Origin of the sequence: Cellvibrio japonicus Ueda107, assembly GCF_000019225.1 — a bacterium.
GTDB lineage: Bacteria > Pseudomonadota > Gammaproteobacteria > Pseudomonadales > Cellvibrionaceae > Cellvibrio > Cellvibrio japonicus.
In genome coordinates this window covers 2457640-2474695 of the sequence record NC_010995.1, presented here as the reverse complement: position 1 = coordinate 2474695, position 17056 = coordinate 2457640, and the positions used below count along the sequence as shown (strand labels likewise).

The window sequence follows — 17056 nt, the reverse complement described above, 5'->3', positions numbered from 1 at the left end:
ATGCAAGTCAAACGTTTCGTAGCTGCTGATATGCGTCGTGCGTTGGAACTGGTTCGCCAGGAGCTGGGACCAGAGGCGATTATTCTGTCCAGCAACCGTATCCCTGAAGGCGTAGAGCTGTTGACCACCCTGGGATCAGACAGTGAGCTGGCCCAGCTACAACGCCAAACATCCGGTCGTGCCGCCCTGGTTCATTCCCAGCCCCTGTTAAGTGATGCCGCCGTGGGACAAAGCCTGGTGGCCGAGCGCACGGCTGTTCCTCCCAAGGGGGCCGTATTAATGCCGGCACAGGATCATCCCAATGCGGGGAAAACCGGTAGCCAGCTGGTCGAGGAAATCGAGCGGGCCCACCAGCGCATGCTGGCCGCGCGCAAAGCGGAAGAATCTGCAAAAGAGTTCCTGCTCAGTAAACAGGCGGAAGCCCGCCAGAAGCAGGTAGAGCCGGCAGCCATTACCCGTGTCAATGCGGCCATTCCCCGTCATGAATCCAGCGAGCGCCGCCGCACACGTGTTGAGTCAGACCTGGCAGCCGCTGCCAATCTTTCCCGCACCAGAAGTGCGGAGAAAAAAGTCCTTACCGCTGCTGAAAAATATCCCTTGGTTGATGAAGAATCACCACTGGTTATTGCCCCGGCAGCCAGTTCAATGCAGCCTGCAGCAGTTGAACCCGTGGCGAAAGCCAACCCGGATGCCAATACACAATTGGCAGAGCTCCAGGCGGAAATTGCCGATATGCGTTTTTTGCTGGAACAGCAACTGGATCGCCTGACCGGCGAAACTGCCCAGGCAGCTGATTCCCCTGTATTGGCCAGTATTAGCCGACGCCTGGAGCGTATGGGCTTGGCCAAAGATGCTATTACCCAAGTGATCGCCCGTTGCAACAAGCATAAAAGTCTTGCCGAAGCCTGGCCTGATGCCCTGGCTAACCTGGCTCACCAGCTACCTATCCACGGGCGTGATATTGTGGACCAGGGGGGGATTTTTGCGTTCGTCGGACCAACCGGCGTCGGCAAGACCACGACTATCGGTAAGCTGGCTGCGCGTTATGTATTGCAACATGGCGCTGATAAAGTGGCTTTGATCACTACGGATACCTATCGTATTGCTGCCCATGACCAACTTCGCTCCCTGGCGCGTATCCTGCGTGTACCGGTCAAGGTGGTTGATGAGGCCAACTCCCTGGACATGGTACTGCGCAGCCTGCGCCACTGTTCTCTGGTGCTTATTGATACCGCCGGTTTCCGCCATGGTGACCCCCACCTCAAGGCGCAGCTGCATGCGCTGGCAGAGCTGAAGCAGGTCAATACCTATCTGGTAATGTCTTGCAATAGTCAGGCACAGATGTTGAAAGCATCGATCCATGCCTACGGCGCAGCGCGCTTACAGGGCTGCATCCTGACCAAATTGGATGAAACTGCCAGTATGGGCGAGGCGTTAGGGGTTGTTATGCAGAGCCGGTTACCGGTTGCCTATACCACCGATGGACAAGATATCCCTAAAAACATAGAAGTAGCCCGTGCCCATCAATTAGTATCGCGGGCCGCAGCGCTACTGAAGGCGAATCCCGCCTCGGCAGTGCTTTAAGGGTGTTAAAAAATTGAACAAGTTGATTAGAGTTTGGTTATAAGTGATTAATTTTTCTGGGAAATAAGAAATTAATCGGGCAGCTTTTTAATCTCTAACTATAATCAGTTCACATTTATACCCGGTAAAAAAACTCCCGGCGAGCAGGGTTCTCGCATGATGTTTAAACCTTGATGGGTCAAGAGTGATGAGTCAAATGCGGCCAGTACAAGTGATCGCGGTCTCCGGCGGAAAAGGCGGGGTAGGCAAGAGTAATATCTCTGTCAATCTGAGTATTGCCCTGGCAGAGATGCGCCGCCGCGTAGTGTTGCTGGATGCTGATCTGGGGCTGGCCAATGTCGATGTGCTCCTGGGCATCAAGGCCACTCATACCCTGGCTGATGTACTGGCAGGCACCCATAGCCTGAGCGAAGTCCTGGTAACCGGGCCTGGCGGTGTCAAAATTGTACCCGCGTCTTCTGGTGTCCAGCGTATGGCGGAGCTCAGCGCTGCCGAGCATGCTGGATTAATTAATGCTTTCAATGAGTTATCTGATCAAGTTGATGTATTGGTGATAGATACGGCAGCGGGTATTTCCGATACCGTCATCAGTTTTGTACGCGCCGCCAATGAAGTCGTTATTGTGGTTTGTGATGAGCCATCTTCTATTACCGATGCCTATGCCCTGATCAAGTTGCTCAATAAAGAATACGGCATGATGCGTTTTCGCGTGGTCGCTAACATGACTCGCACTGCGGCAGAAGGCCAGAATATGTTCAATAAGCTCAATAGTGTCTGTGAGCGTTTTCTGGATGTAACCTTGCAATTCGTTGGGCAGGTTCCCTTTGATGAAAACGTACGTAAAGCCGTGCAAAAACAAAAAGCGTTGCTGGAATTTGCCCCTGCCTCGAAGGCTGCGGTAGCGATTCGCAACCTTGCCCAGGTGGTGGATCGCTGGCCATTGCCAAGCTCTCCTACCGGTCGCCTGGAGTTTTTCGTCGAGCGCTTGCTGCTCGCTGCCAATGCGCGCTAGCCGGTACTCGGAGTCAATTGAAGCGTGCGAGTTATGAAGGTGCTGGGTAATGGCCGCAGTCAACGGTTTAACCATGTACGATAAGAAGCAGTTTCTCGATAATCCCATCAATGTCGAAGACTATGCGCCTTTGGTAAAGCGCATTGCTTACCACATGATGCTGCGTATGCCTGCCTCGGTGCAGGTGGAAGACCTTATCCAGGCCGGCATGATCGGCCTGATCGAAGCCTCACAAAAATATGATGCCTCGCGCGGGGCCAGTTTTGAAACCTATGCGGGTATTCGTATTCGCGGGGCTATTGTCGATGAAATGCGCCGTGGTGACTGGGCTCCTCGCTCCGTACATCGCAATGGTCGGCGTATTTCACAGGCCATGGCCGCCGTCGAGGCGCGCACGGGGCGCGATGCCAGTGACACAGAAATTGCGGCTGAACTGGATGTCGGCCTTGATGAGTATTATCAAATGCTGCAGGACTCCTCCGGCAGTCGCCTGTTTAGCTACGAAGAAACCTTCGGGGAAGAGGACAGCAATATTGATGGCTCTGATCACAGCAGTGTCTTTGCCAGTCCATTAGAGAGTATCCAGCGGGATGGCCTGAAACGTGCGCTGGCGGATGCTATCGCCTTGTTGCCCGAACGTGAGCGCCTGGTGCTGGCGCTTTACTACGATGAAGAGCTAAACCTGAAGGAAATCGGTTTGGTATTAGGTGTGAGTGAGTCCCGCATCAGCCAGATTCACAGCCAGGCAGCGGCGCGTTTGCGGCAAAAAATGACGGCTTGGCACAATCCCTGAACAATGCGGTTTGCACAGGGGCAATGCAGTTTGATGGAAAAGTGTGCAGTCGCCTGGTTCAACAGGTGTAAAGATGGCAAACCGGGCTACTGCCGAGAGGTTTTGGGCTATGATTGGCAGCAAAAGTTGATATTTTCCGCCAGCGTGGCTGGCCTAAGTGTCAACGCCGACTAGACTATGAATAAACGAATTTCCCGCCAGGGTGAGTGGAGGTTGCATTGGATAAGAACATGAAAATCCTGATTGTTGATGACTTTTCGACAATGCGACGGATTATTAAAAATCTGCTGCGCGATTTGGGGTTCTCCAATACCCATGAAGCAGATGATGGTGTTACAGCGCTGCCAATGCTGAAAAATGGTGATTTCCAGTTTTTGGTAACCGACTGGAATATGCCGGGAATGACAGGTATTGATTTGCTTAAAGCAGTGCGCGCAGATGAAAAATTGCGCAGCCTGCCAGTGTTGATGGTCACCGCAGAAGCCAAGCGCGACCAAATCATTGAAGCAGCCCAGGCTGGCGTTAATGGGTATGTGGTCAAGCCGTTTACTGCACAGGCGCTCAAAGAAAAAATCGAGAAGATTTTTGATCGCGTAGGCTAGCCTGTCGCACACCAACAATACATTAAGGCACTGCAATGGCATCCGACATTCATGTATCTGCCCATACCGAGTTTATTTCGGAGCTGAAAGAATGCGCCAAGCTCCTCGCTGACAAGTTGCACCATAGTGACTATGAGGCGGCCTCGATACTGATCCAGGCGCTGACCAAAACCCGGGATCAGCATATCTTCCAATCTGTCGGGCGCCTTACCCGCGGTTTGCACGATGCTATTGTCAATTTCAATGTTGATGCCGACCTGAGCAAAGAACCTCCCAAAATTGCCAACTCCGATATCCATGACGCTACCAATCGCTTGAATTACGTTATGGAATTAACGCAAAAGGCGGCGGAAAAAACCATGGATATGGTTGATGAGGCCGCCCCCATTGCAATGAACCTGGGGCAAGAAGCATCCAGTTTGCGTACTGAGTGGGCGCGTTTAAAGCGTCGCGAGATGACCGCCGATGAATTCCGCCAGCTCTATGAGCGCATGGACGGTTTCCTTGGGCAAATGGTCACGGGTACCGGACAGCTCAGTAAGAATTTGCAAGATATCGTTTTGGAGCAGGGGTTTCAGGATCTCACTGGCCAGGTACTTAAGCGAGTCATTGGTTTGATCAATGATGTTGAAAAAGACCTGGTTACCCTGGTTCGTATTGCGGGACAGGTGGAGGAGGTTACGGGCCTGGTCAATGATGTTGAACAGGATGAGCAGGATCGCCTGATCGTTCAAAAACGTAAAACCGAGCCGGAAGGCCCTCAAATAAATAAAGAACGTGCCGATGTAGTTTCCGGGCAGGATGAGGTAGATGACCTCTTATCGAGCCTGGGCTTTTAATATCCCACCCTGGTCGGGTTTCAATAAGCCTCGCCATAAGCGGAGCAACACAAATCAGGGTTATGAGGAACAATGAATGAGTTTTGGTGACGACGAAGATATTCTTCAGGACTTTCTGGTAGAGGCGGGTGAAATTCTCGAACGCCTTAACCAGCAGCTGGTAGACCTTGAACAGCGACCTGAAGATAAAGACCTGCTCAATGCCATCTTCCGTGGGTTCCACACGGTTAAGGGCGGCGCAGGTTTTCTGTCACTTACTCCTATGGTGGAATGCTGTCACGTCACCGAGAATTTGTTCGATATATTGCGCAACGGAAAGCGCACAGTCACGTCTGAATTAATGGATGTGGTGCTACAGGCACTGGACATGGTAAACCAGCAGTTTGAGCTGGTTTCCCAACGTGAGGCATTGCCTCCGGTTGATCCGACTTTAATTGCTGCACTTGAGCGTTTGGTTTCTTGTGCTGATCTGGTGGAAGTTGCACCGGCATCGGTGGTTACGCCTGCACCTTCTCCGGCTCAGGGAAAAGCAGCACCGGTAGCTGAAGGCGACATTACCGACGAAGAGTTTGAACAATTACTGGATGCAATTACCGGAACACCTGCCAATCCATCTACACCTGCTGCTGCGGTGACTGCCAGTAGCGATGAAATCACGGAAGAGGAGTTCGAGTCATTACTCGACCAGTTGCATGGCAAGGGAAAAGGGCCTGGTGTTGTTGTACCAGCACCTGCGCCTGTCGCCAATACACCCGCGTCCGGTAATGAAATCACCGAAGATGAATTTGAAGCGCTTCTCGATCAATTGCATGGAAAAGGGAAGGGGCCCGGTACTTCACCGGCGGTGGCAGCTGCTCCGGCAGTTCCGGTGGCATCTTCAGTATCGACTGTATCTGCTCCAGCACCGGAAACAATCGGTTCCGATGCCATCAACGAAGATGAGTTTGAGGCTTTGCTGGATCAATTGCACGGTAAAGGCAAGGGGCCCAGTTCAGAAGCAAACGCAAGCGCTGCATCTGTTGCTGCCCCTGCGATTAACAAACCTGCACCGGTAAAGGCATCATCCACAGTCGCTCCAGAGGTTAAACCGGCTAAATCCGAACCTGACAGGGACACAGGTAAAAAAGTCGAACCTGCTAAGCCTGCGGCGGCTGCAGCTGATGCACCGCAAGTAGAAACTACGGTCCGTGTGGATACCCAGCGCCTGGATGACATCATGAATATGGTGGGTGAACTGGTGCTGGTGCGCAATCGGTTGGTGCGCCTGGGCAGTTCATCCAACAATGAGGCCCTTGCTAAAGCAGTGGCTAACCTTGATGTTGTCACTGCCGATCTGCAAACCTCAGTGATGAAAACCCGCATGCAGCCGATTAAAAAAGTATTCGGCCGTTTTCCGCGCGTGGTTCGTGATCTTGCGCGCAGCCTGCGCAAGGAAATTAACCTGGAATTGGTGGGTGAAGAAACAGACCTTGATAAAAACCTGGTAGAAGCACTGGCTGATCCTTTGGTACACCTGGTGCGTAACTCGGTTGACCACGGTATAGAATTCCCCGATGTGCGCGAAGCAAATGGCAAGCCTCGCACCGGGCAGGTAGTGCTCGCGGCTGAACAGGAAGGTGACCATATCCTGTTGTCCATCAGTGATGATGGTGCGGGTATGGACCCTGTAAGGCTGCGTCGTATTGCCGTAGAAAAAGGCATGTTTGATGAAGACACAGCGAACCGCCTGTCGGATACGGAAGCATATAACCTGATTTTTGCACCGGGATTTTCTACCAAAAAAGAAATTTCTGATGTGTCCGGTCGCGGTGTGGGCATGGATGTGGTGAAAACCAAAATTGCCCAACTGAACGGTACCGTAGAAATTAAATCCGAGTTGGGTAAGGGAACGCGCTTTGTAATTAAAGTGCCGTTGACGCTGGCTATTATGCCCACCTTAATGTTTATGCTGGGGGGGCAGACTTTTGCCTTCCCACTCGTTAGCGTGAATGAAATTTTCCACATGGATCTCACTAAATCCCATGTGGTGGATGGCCAGGATTGTATTGCGATTCGCGACCAGGCTATTCCCTTGTTTTACCTGAAAGACTGGCTAGTGAAAGGCGCTTATGGTGAGCATCCCGACAACGCTCATGTGGTGATTGTCACCGTGGGCACTCGCCGGGTCGGGTTTGTTGTCGACCAGCTGATTGGCCAGGAGGAGGTTGTCATCAAACCCTTGGGGAAAATGCTGCAAGGGACTCCCGGTATGGCGGGCGCTACCATTACGGGTGACGGCACTATCGCCTTGATTCTTGATATTCCCAGCTTGCTGCGACGCTATGCGCGCGGTTCAACCAGTTGGGGACACAGTTAATGTTGCGTATCGGTAAGCACTGATACGCTTGGCAAGCAGCCCGTGCTGCGGAGTACAATCAATGCCTGTCAGGGTATTAGTTGTTGATGATTCCAATTTTTTTCAGCATCGCCTGAAAGAAATAATTAATGAGCATCCCGACCTGAAGGTGATTGGTATCGCCAGTAATGGCCGCGAAGCCGTGGATAAGGCAGCGGAATTAAAGCCGGATATCATCACTATGGATTTCGAAATGCCGGTTATGGATGGTGTGACGGCTATCCGCCATATCATGGCACATCGAAAGGTACCTATTTTGATGTTCTCCTCGCTAACCTATGAGGGGGCCAAGGTAACCCTGGATGCCTTGGCAGCAGGTGCATTGGATTTTATTCCCAAGGATTTTGCGGAGGTATCGCGGAATTCTGCTGCGCTCAAGCAAAAACTCCATGAGCGTTTATTGACCTTGGCAGGTTCTTCTGTGCGCCTGCCATCGACGGACTATACAACGGATACGAAAGCGCCGGTGATGGCGCCAACGCCATCAGCGACCAGTGCGGCCACTTCCGCCCTGGCGCGCTCTACCAGCATTTCCTCGGCGGGCAGTGGTTATTCGCATCACTCTTCCGTTTCTGCAAAACCCGGAGTAAACGATAGCTACCGCCTTAAAAGGCAGCCTAAAATCCTGGTAATTGGCGCATCGACCGGTGGACCTGTTGCATTGGGAGAAGTGTTGACCACCTTGCCGGCTAATTTCCCATTGCCCATCGTATTAGTGCAGCACATGCCAGAAAACTTTACCAAGGCATTTGCAGAGCGTTTAAACAAGCAATGCCATATCCGTGTGCGCGAGGCGATAGAAGGCGATTTACTGGAGCCGGGCTTGGCATTGCTTGCCCCAGGCGGTAAGCAATTGATGCTGGATAAGCGCAACAACGGTTGTGTCAGGATTCTTGCCGACGATGATCGCATCAATTACAAGCCCTCATTGGATATTACCTTCGGCTCAGCAGCCAATGCCTTTGGCGATAAAGTGCTTGGTGTCGTATTGACAGGGATGGGGTCAGACGGCTGCCAAGGGGCGCGCTTATTGAAAGAGAGTGGTTCAGCAATCTGGTCACAGGATGAAGCCAGTTGTGTGATTTACGGTATGCCCATGGCGGTTGCCAAGGCAGGCTTGACTGACAAGGTGTTAAGCCTGAAGGAAATTGGTCCACGTCTGGTGCGTGAGGTGATGTAATGGATGTGCTCAGCATTATCGGCGTGATTATTGGATTTGCCGCCATTATTGGTGGCAATCTGATGGAGGGGGGAGGCCTGTCTACGCTGGTCAATGGTCCGGCTGCGTTTATTGTTATTGGCGGTACTCTGGGCGCTGCTATATTGCAAACCCCCAAAAATAGTTTGAGGCGTGCGCTTAAAATTCTAGGATGGGTATTTAAACCTCCTTATGTGCCATTCAAACAGGGCGTCAATAATATTTCCCGCTGGGCGGCCGCTGCGCGTAAAGATGGTTTACTGGGGCTTGAATCTGTATCCGAGCGTGAGAAAGACAAGTTCGCCAAAAAAGGTTTGCAATTGCTGGTTGATGGCAATGAGCCGGAAGTTATCCGCCGTGTGCTGGAAACCGATATGATCGTCGATGAGCAGCGCGACCTGGATGCGATCAAATTCTATGAGTCCATGGGCGGGTATGCGCCGACTATCGGCATTATTGGTGCGGTCATGGGGTTGATCCATGTGATGAATAACCTGGCTGATCCCTCTACACTCGGGCCCGGCATTGCAGTAGCTTTTGTTGCCACCATTTATGGTGTTGCGCTAGCCAACTTGCTATTGATCCCCATCGCCAACAAATTGCGTATGTGTGTGAATGAAAATAGCCAATACCGTGAGCTGATTATCGAGGGGATCATAGCGATTGCAGATGGCGAAAATCCCCGCTCGATCGAAATGAAGCTCAACGGTTATTTACACCCTCATTGAGAGTCCTGTCATGCCGCGCCGTCGTCGCGAAGACATACATGTAAACCATGAACGTTGGCTGGTGTCCTACGCAGACTTCATTACCTTGTTGTTTGCATTTTTTGTGGTGATGTATTCCATATCCCAGGTTAGTGAAAGTAAATACCGGGTTCTTTCACAAACCTTTGTACAGGCTTTTAAACCAACCACCGATATTCAATCCAATCAGGAGCCAGCCGCGCAACTAACCCCGTCCAATGATGTTATTACCCCTGTGGATCTGGGGAAAACAGCCGTTGAACAGGTCACCAATGATGAGCAGGTTCCAATCATCAGTGATCAGGCCCCCAAGGATACAACCCCGCAGCTGGAAAAGCCCGTTAAAACCAGCGATGAACTGGCCCAGATTTCAGATTTGGTGACTGAAAAATTCAGCCAATTGATCGATGAGCAATTAATTCAGGTTTCCAGTAATGAACTGTGGCTACAAATTGAATTGAAAGACAGTATTTTATTTGCTTCCGGTAATGCAGATCCCAGTGCCCAGGCCATGGTGATTTTTGATGAGATCTCCCGGATACTGAAAAACTATTCGAATCCTATACAGGTTGAAGGATTTACCGATAATGTGCCGATTAACAGTGCCAGGTATCCCACCAATTGGGAACTATCCAGCGCACGCGCCAGTGCGATTGTGAAGATACTGGCCAGTAAGGGCATAGCACCCGAGCGCTTGGCGGCGGTGGGTTATGGGGAGTTCCAGCCTGTTGCATCCAATGCGACACCCGAGGGGCGCGCCCAGAATCGACGGGTAGCCATCATGGTAGCCAAGCGTAAAATGGAGCGTCCCCAGGCGCGCACTGAATCTATTATTCCCTCCTCTTCCGGGCCGGGCCTGCCGCCAAACGGACAATAGTTGCCTTGCGCTTTACACCTCTGCTTACCTGTACAACTGCTAAACTTTTATTCCCCCGTAAGTTTTCCAGGGGGTTTAGCGGAATTAACCTGGATCAGGTTTCGCTTTAGCTATCCTGGCTAAGAGTTTGATTTTGTTAAGGAGAGTAGGCATAGAGCTTGCTAGACTGTTAATGTGTGCCATTCAATACTGCCTGAACCTTGACGCAGGCGAGGATTAACCTGTGCGTGTAATAGCCGTAGCAAATCAAAAGGGTGGTGTGGGTAAAACCACCTCCAGCGTTGCCTTGGGCGGCTTGATTGCTGCAGAAGGGCAGCGTGTGCTACTGCTGGACCTCGATCCGCATGGCTCGCTTTCTACCTATTTCCGTCAAGACCCCGACGTTCAGGAACTTAGCAGTTATACGCTATTCCAGGAGCGTAAGAGCCTTACCCGTGAATCTGTCCGGCGCTTAATTAAGCCAACGGACTTTCCCAACCTGGATTTACTGCCTGCCACAACGGCTCTGGCCACCCTTGAGCGTCAAGCCATAGGGCAAGATGGTATGGGGTTGGTTATCCAGCGAGCCCTGGCGCAGATCCGGGAGGATTATGATTATGTCATTATCGATTCACCGCCTTTGTTAGGGGTATTGATGATCAATGCCCTGGCCGCTTGCCAGTGGTTGGTTGTGCCGGTACAAACAGAGTTCCTGGCACTCAAGGGTTTGGAGAAAATGGTAAATACCTTGTCGATGATGTCGCGTTCACGCAAAAAACCGCTGTATTACAGTATCGTGCCGGTTATGTTTGATCGTCGTACGCAGGCCTCTGTGACCAGCTTGCGCACGATTCGCAATACCTATCCCGAGCATACCTGGGCCGGCCATATTCCTGTAGATACCCGTTTTCGCGATGCGAGCAAAGCGGGTGTCCCTCCGCATCTGTTTGACTCTGCTGCTCGTGGTGTGGATGCCTATTCCTCGCTTTGGACGTGGCTTAAAAAATCCCTGTTGACACAGGAGCAAGCCGACGCAGCAGCACCGGCGAATACAGCGGGGGTGGGTTGATGGCAGATATCAAAGCACCCCAGGACAGCCTCGCCAGTTATTTTGATGAGTTATTGGGTGGAGATGAATCCGAATATATGGTGCAGTCCCTGACGCTTCAGCCAAAGTTGGCAGCGGGTGTTGCACGTGTTGTGGCCTTACCGCAAAAAAGTCCTGCCGGAAAATCCTCAGCGGATAAAGCATCCTCCAGTTCTCCAAAGCCGAATTTGGTTGTCGCCCCGCCGTTGGTAACACCGGCACCCGTATATGGGGAGCCTGAAACCTCAGCGGCCTCCCCTGAGCAAATGCAAAAACTGGAGAAGCTGTTTCAATCTGCTCGCACCCGGCTATTAATCGATTCAACAACTGAAACTGCTGTAGCAGAGCAACCCGTACAGCCGCAAACGGTTACCGCTTTTCAGGAACGCCCGGATGAAATCCAGGCGTGGGATGTCGGTATCCCTGAGAACCAGGCAGGTGATCAGCTTGCTTCTGCGGTCGCTGTGGAAGAGCAGCGGGCTGCCTATCAACTGGAGGGTGTTGAGTGGTTAGACAATGGCCGCCCGCTATGGGCGCAATCCCGTTTTGATGTGCTGCTGTTTTCGGTGTCGGGATTGACATTGGCGGTTCCATTGATTTCATTGGGGCAGATACAGCCCCTGACCGATGAGCTAACCCCGCTTTTTGGCCAGGCAGATTGGTTTATGGGGTTGCAACCTACCAGTGCCGGTAAAATCCGCACCGTTAACACGGCCAGGTTCGTAATGCCTGAGCGTTACGATGAAAACTTTCTTGCTACAGCAAAGTACGTTGTTTCGATTAACGGTGTGCCCTGGGGGCTGGCGGTTGACTCTGTGAACCAACCGATTAGCTTGCACCCGGATGATGTGAAATGGCGTGGGGATCGCAGCAAGCGTCCCTGGTTGGCCGGTACCGTCAAGGAGCATATGTGTGCGCTGCTGGATATTCCGCGGATTGGCCAAATGCTGATTGATGCCGATAAAAATTTCCGGCCTGCCGCTACCCATTAAGTCACCAGCAATACTGGCTGGCGGTAGCGCATCGCTTGGCTATAGTTAGTAAGTCTGAAAATTACAGTGCCAGCATTGCCTGGCTTATGTGCCTGTTTTAGCTGATGATGCCCGTTTTAAGTGTCGCCCCCGGGCAGGGGCCTAGAGGATACCGAGCATGGCCAAAGATATCGCAAACAATAAAACAACAACTGATGATCCCGTACTCCAGTGGGTTACTTTCCGCCTGGATGGTGAAACTTACGGTATCAATGTGATGCAGGTGCAAGAGGTTTTGCGCTACTCAGAAATTGCTCCAGTACCTGGTGCACCGTCTTATGTACTGGGGATTATTAACCTGCGCGGTAACGTTGTCACGGTTATTGATACCCGCCATCGCTTCAACCTGCCCAGTGGCGAGGTTACCGATAATACCCGCATCGTTATTATTGAAACGGATCGCCACGTCATCGGTATTCTGGTAGACAGTGTGGCGGAGGTGGTTTACCTGCGCCAATCCGAAATTGAAATGGCGCCTAATGTTGGCAATGAGGAAAGTGCCAAATTTATCCAGGGGGTCTGCCACAAGAACAATGAATTGTTGATTCTGATTGACCTCAACAAACTGCTGACCAGTGAAGAATGGTCAGAGTTGGAAGATATCTGAGTTAGTTACAGTGGTCATGACAATACAGGCATGGGGTTTGCTGGAGTGGAGTTTGCTGGGATGTTTGGCGCTGAGCTTGCTGGCATTGCTGCTGGCACTCTACTGTGTAAAGCAGGTGCGCCATCAAGCCCATGAGACAGAGCGATTGCTCCAGCGTTTAACCCGTGAGGTAGCCGCATCCAGCAGCGGTTCGGTGGGAATGGGGCAGCGCCTGTTGGCAATGGAGAAACGCCTTCAGGTTACCGAGGCCCAACCCAAAACGGAAAAACCTGATTATTATCAGGATGAAGAGTTCCAGCCTTATGCCCAGGCAGCCCAGCTTTTTAAACTGGGGTTGGATGCAGACGAGGTGGCGCGCCGTTGTGGCCTGTCTCGCGCCGAAGCGTCGTTGTTGGAAGTGATGCAAAAGAGTGGTTCGTAGCCACTCTTTTTCTTTTCCTGATGGCCCCTTTGTTTTCTTGATAGTCCTTTTGGTGTTTACGCCCTGTACTGGAAGGATACTCCACTCGTTCCCGCTGATTGATCTCCTAATAAATAGACATAGGCTGGCATTAATGCATCAGGTGCTTTGATGCTGGTTGGGTCTTCTGCCGGATAGGCCTTGGCCCGCATGCGAGTGCGGGTACCGCCGGGGTTAATGCTGTTAAAGCGAATCCTGCTAATACCTTCATGCTCGTCCGCCAGGGTTTGCATCAGGTTTTCCTGGGCCGCTTTTGATGCAGCATATCCACCCCAATACGCACGTCCGTTAAAGGCCACACTGGAGCTGGTGAATAACACGCTGGCTGAAGGGGATTTTTCCAGTAATGGCAATAAGGCGCGGGTTAGCATAAAGGGCGCGTTGACATTAACCTGCATACAGCGCTGCCAGGCACCAAGAGAATAATTACTGATGGGGGTACGCTCGCCCAGGTCGGCAGCATTGTGCAATATGCCATCCAGTCGGCCGAAGGTATCGAAGAGCGCATTGCACAGCGCATCGTAATCCTGCTCTACGGCATGTTCGAAATTGATCGGGAATAGCGCGGCTTGTGGATGTCCGGCAGATTCTATGTTGTCGTAGACCTGTTCCAATTTACCAAGTGTGCGGCCAGCGAGTATGACCGTCGCTCCGCAGCGGGCAAAGGTTGTCGCGGCGACTTTGCCGATACCATCGCCGGCGCCGGTAACCAGGATAACTTTTTGTGAAAGGGATTCGGCGGTGAGCGCAAAGCCTTCGGGCAATTGCAGGGGGACAGGTTGCATAACAGAAATCTCAATCAGTGTTGGTGCCGATGGCCTGCGATCAAAGGTATTGCTGGATAATTGGCCAGATTTCATCAGCATGGTTTACGCAGTAATCCGCATTCCATTGGGTGGGATCATCGCCTTCATCGACATAGCCATAGGCAGCGGCAATGGTGATGCTGCCTGCATCCCTGCCGCAGTCGATATCGCGCTTGTGATCGCCAATAAAAATGATTTGTTGCGGTTCGCATCCTAAATGCTTCCCCGCCAGGAACATCGACTCGGGGTCTGGTTTACTGCGTTGGACATGCTCTGGGCAAATAACACTGGCGGGAGCGGGGCGGATATTCAACGCATCCATCAGCGGTGTGGTATAAGCCTCGGGTTTGTTGGTTGCAATTCCCCAGGCCAGTTGGTGTTCGGCAATTTTTTCAAGAAGAGGCTCAATACCGGGGAAGGGTTTGGTGTGAACTGCTATGTGTTGCAGATAAAGCGTCAGCAAGCGTTGGCGCAAAGGCTCAAAATCAGTATTGGATTCGTCGATACCAAAGGCAAGCCTGATAAGTGCTTTGGAGCCATTGGAGACGCCCGCGCGAATTGTGGCATCGGGCAGCACAGGTCGCTGCTGTTCAAGCAGTAACTGATTAACGACCACCACAAAATCCGGGGCTGTATCGAGCAGTGTACCGTCCAGGTCAAACATCACGGCGCGCAAAGGCAGCTTGTTCATTTTCATTTACTGCTCGCTCACTTTTTTGGCGTGTACCAGATAGTTCACGCTCACATCATGGGGGTTTAACCTGTAGTGTTTGGTGAGCGGGTTATAGGTCATCCCTGTGATGGCCTGCAGTTCCAGTCCGGCGGCGCGCAACCACTGGGCCAGTTCCGACGGACGAATAAATTTCGCGTATTCATGGGTGCCCTTGGGAAGCAATTTCAAAACATATTCTGCACCCACAATGGCAAAGGCATAGGCTTTAGGATTGCGATTAATGGTTGAGAAATAGACATCACCACCAGATTTCACCAAGTCTGCACAGGCCTTGATAACAGAGGCAGGGTCGGGGACATGCTCCAGCATTTCCAGGCAGGTGACAATATCGAAGGCACAGGGCATTTGTGCGGCTTTGGCTTCTGCTGTGGTTTGTTCGTAGGTCAGTTCCACACCACTTTCGAGGGCATGTAAGCGCGCTACGGCCAGTGGTGCTGCGCCCATATCAATGCCTGTTACCGTGGCGCCACGCTGGGCCAGGGACTCCGCCAATATGCCGCCGCCACAGCCGACATCCAGAAGTTGCCTGCCGGCGACCGGAGAGCGCTGGTCGATAAAGTTGGCGCGCAGTGGATTGATGTCATGCAAGGGCTTGAACTCGCTGTTTCTATCCCACCAGCGACTCGCCAGGGCTTCGAATTTGGCAATTTCTGCTGCATCAACGTTGGCGCTGTGGCTTGTACTCATGTTGTTTTCCTCGTCAGGTAAATACCGGGGGACTAGCGATTGGCAATTTGCTTGCGCCACCACTTGGCTTTGCCAAGCAATTCACGCTCATTCAGGGTTTGTAGCTGGCGATCAGCCAGCAGTGCCTTGCCTGCAACCCAGGCGTGGCTGACGCGTTGCCCGACATGGGTGTAGACCAGCTGGGACACTGGATTGTAGAGCGGTTGCAGCTCCAGGTCGCCCATATCAATCGCAATCACATCCGCTGACTTTCCCGGCTCAAGGCTGCCGATCTTTTCATCCAGCCCCAGTGCCCTGGCGCCATTCAGGGTGGCCATGCGCAGGGCGGCATGGGCATTGAGTGCGGCGGCATCGCCGGCGACTGCCTTGGCCAACAGGGCTGCACTGCGCAATTCACTGAACAGATCCAGGTCATTGTTGCTGGCGGCCCCATCGGTGCCCAGGGCGACATTGATGTCTGCCTTCAATAGACTCTCTACCGGACAGAAGCCGCTGGCCAGTTTTAAATTGGATTCCGGACAATGGATTACACTGGCGCCGCTCTGTTGCAGGAGCCCTATATCCTGTTCGTCAACCTGGGTCATATGCACGCATTGGGTAAGGGGTGATAGCAAACCCAGGTCCATCAGTCGCTGGCTGGGGCGGCAGCCAAATTTATCCAGGGACTCTGCCACCTCCTGCGCGGTTTCGTGCAGGTGGATATGAACAGGCATATCCATTTCCTGGGAGAGTACGGCAATCTTTTGCAGGGGGGCATCGGAAACGGTGTAGGGGGCATGGGGGCCGAAAGCAACGTGCAGCAATGAACTGCCGCGCAGGTTATCGTGCAGGCCAAGGCCCTTGTGCAGGTACTCATCCGGGCCGATTCCCCAGGCGGTGGGAAAATCGAGGATGGGAAACGCCAACTGCGCGCGGATATGGGCTTCTGCACAAGCTTGGGCTGCCTGCTCGGGGTAGAAGTACATGTCCGCGAAGCAGGTGGTGCCACTGCGAATCATTTCTGCGATAGCCAGTTCGGTGCCGTCCTTGACGAAGTCTTCGCTAACCCAACGTCCTTCAGCAGGCCATATATAGTCATTCAGCCAGGTGTGTAGTGGCTGGTCGTCGGCGAAGCCACGCAATAGGCTCATTGCCGCATGGCCGTGGGCATTGACCAGGCCGGGCATCAACAGATGGTTGCTTAAATGAATGGTCTGGCGAGGCTCAAAGCGTTTGGCGGCCTCCTGTTGCGGAACCAGTGCGATAATCCTGCCACCATGGATGGCCAGGGCGCAGTGCTCGAGCAGGGTATTCGCAGGCACTATAGGGAGAATCCAGCCGGCATTAATCAAGAGGTCTATTTCTTGCGGTGCAGATGTCGGGGATGCCTGGGTCATAGCCTGTCCGGAATGCAGTTGGGGGCGGCGAGTATAACCCAAGCCCTTGGTTATCGGGGCTTCCTTGCGCTTCGGATGATCTATTGCAAGGGTTAATGAATGTCTATCGCGCCATAGTTTTGCCTTTTATCTGCGCTTGTCATCCGGGCCATGGCCTAAAACGCTTTTTTGGCCTTATCTTCTTGTTTTTATGGTAAGATCCGCGGCTTTGTGTTCGAGCCCTGTCTGTGTATGTTGTCACCTG

17 protein-coding genes are annotated in these 17056 nt (G+C 52.4%); 13 read left to right on the top strand and 4 right to left on the bottom strand.

All coding sequences use genetic code 11. The features are described from left to right. The 13 genes from flhF (at position 1) to CJA_RS10355 (ending at position 13171) form a co-directional block, all read left to right on the top strand. Entirely contained in the window at positions 1 to 1584 is a 1584-nt protein-coding gene (gene flhF / locus CJA_RS10415; RefSeq protein WP_012487745.1) for a flagellar biosynthesis GTPase FlhF, read from the top strand. A 187-nt stretch (positions 1585 to 1771) separates the two neighbouring features. After that, a complete protein-coding gene (locus CJA_RS10410; protein WP_041551440.1) occupies positions 1772 to 2596 on the top strand; it encodes a MinD/ParA family protein in 825 nt (274 codons plus the stop codon). Between the two features lie 49 nt (positions 2597 to 2645). Beyond that, the gene (locus tag CJA_RS10405; protein ID WP_012487743.1) at positions 2646 to 3389 is read left to right on the top strand and encodes an RNA polymerase sigma factor FliA; all 744 of its coding nucleotides are present in this window, start codon (positions 2646 to 2648) and stop codon (positions 3387 to 3389) included. Between the two features lie 218 nt (positions 3390 to 3607). Beyond that, positions 3608 to 3991, top strand: coding sequence for a chemotaxis response regulator CheY (gene cheY, locus CJA_RS10400; protein WP_012487742.1), 384 nt, complete (start codon positions 3608 to 3610; stop codon positions 3989 to 3991). 35 nt (positions 3992 to 4026) lie between these two features. Beyond that, a complete protein-coding gene (locus CJA_RS10395; protein ID WP_012487741.1) occupies positions 4027 to 4830 on the top strand; it encodes a protein phosphatase CheZ in 804 nt (267 codons plus the stop codon). A 76-nt stretch (positions 4831 to 4906) separates the two neighbouring features. Next, positions 4907 to 7186 carry a chemotaxis protein CheA gene (locus CJA_RS10390; protein WP_012487740.1) on the top strand — a complete coding sequence of 760 codons (2280 nt, stop codon included), beginning with the start codon at positions 4907 to 4909 and terminating at the stop codon, positions 7184 to 7186. 61 nt (positions 7187 to 7247) lie between these two features. Continuing rightward, a complete protein-coding gene (locus CJA_RS10385) occupies positions 7248 to 8405 on the top strand; it encodes a protein-glutamate methylesterase/protein-glutamine glutaminase (RefSeq protein ID WP_012487739.1) in 1158 nt (385 codons plus the stop codon). Beyond that, positions 8405 to 9151 (top strand): flagellar motor protein, encoded by a 747-nt coding sequence (locus CJA_RS10380; RefSeq protein WP_012487738.1) that lies wholly within the window; start codon positions 8405 to 8407, stop codon positions 9149 to 9151. Before CJA_RS10385 ends, CJA_RS10380 begins: the two co-directional genes overlap by 1 nt. A gap of 10 nt (positions 9152 to 9161) precedes the next feature. Next, complete coding sequence (gene motD, locus CJA_RS10375; protein WP_012487737.1) at positions 9162 to 10046, top strand: flagellar motor protein MotD; 885 nt, start codon at positions 9162 to 9164, stop codon at positions 10044 to 10046. 223 nt (positions 10047 to 10269) lie between these two features. Then, complete coding sequence (locus tag CJA_RS10370; protein ID WP_012487736.1) at positions 10270 to 11094, top strand: ParA family protein; 825 nt, start codon at positions 10270 to 10272, stop codon at positions 11092 to 11094. Beyond that, a complete protein-coding gene (locus CJA_RS10365; RefSeq protein WP_012487735.1) occupies positions 11094 to 12104 on the top strand; it encodes a chemotaxis protein CheW in 1011 nt (336 codons plus the stop codon). Before CJA_RS10370 ends, CJA_RS10365 begins: the two co-directional genes overlap by 1 nt. 157 nt (positions 12105 to 12261) lie before the next feature. After that, positions 12262 to 12750: a chemotaxis protein CheW gene (locus CJA_RS10360; protein WP_012487734.1), complete on the top strand. Its 489-nt coding sequence runs from the start codon at positions 12262 to 12264 to the stop codon at positions 12748 to 12750. A 16-nt stretch (positions 12751 to 12766) separates the two neighbouring features. After that, on the top strand, positions 12767 to 13171 hold the full coding sequence (locus tag CJA_RS10355; protein ID WP_148208850.1) for a DUF2802 domain-containing protein: 405 nt from the start codon (positions 12767 to 12769) through the stop codon (positions 13169 to 13171). A gap of 56 nt (positions 13172 to 13227) precedes the next feature. Here the strand turns inward: CJA_RS10355 and CJA_RS10350 are convergent, their stop codons facing one another. Genes CJA_RS10350 through CJA_RS10335 form a run of 4 tightly spaced genes read right to left on the bottom strand, consistent with a single transcriptional unit; the run spans position 13228 to position 16812 of the window. Further along, a complete protein-coding gene (locus CJA_RS10350) occupies positions 13228 to 13995 on the bottom strand; it encodes a YciK family oxidoreductase (RefSeq protein ID WP_148209008.1) in 768 nt (255 codons plus the stop codon). 40 nt (positions 13996 to 14035) lie between these two features. Then, a complete protein-coding gene (locus CJA_RS10345; RefSeq protein ID WP_012487731.1) occupies positions 14036 to 14707 on the bottom strand; it encodes an HAD family hydrolase in 672 nt (223 codons plus the stop codon). A gap of 6 nt (positions 14708 to 14713) precedes the next feature. Further along, positions 14714 to 15436: a bifunctional 2-polyprenyl-6-hydroxyphenol methylase/3-demethylubiquinol 3-O-methyltransferase UbiG gene (gene ubiG / locus CJA_RS10340; RefSeq protein WP_012487730.1), complete on the bottom strand. Its 723-nt coding sequence runs from the start codon at positions 15434 to 15436 to the stop codon at positions 14714 to 14716. A gap of 32 nt (positions 15437 to 15468) precedes the next feature. After that, on the bottom strand, positions 15469 to 16812 hold the full coding sequence (locus CJA_RS10335) for a TRZ/ATZ family hydrolase (protein ID WP_049765436.1): 1344 nt from the start codon (positions 16810 to 16812) through the stop codon (positions 15469 to 15471). Between the last annotated feature and the right edge of the window lie 244 nt (positions 16813 to 17056).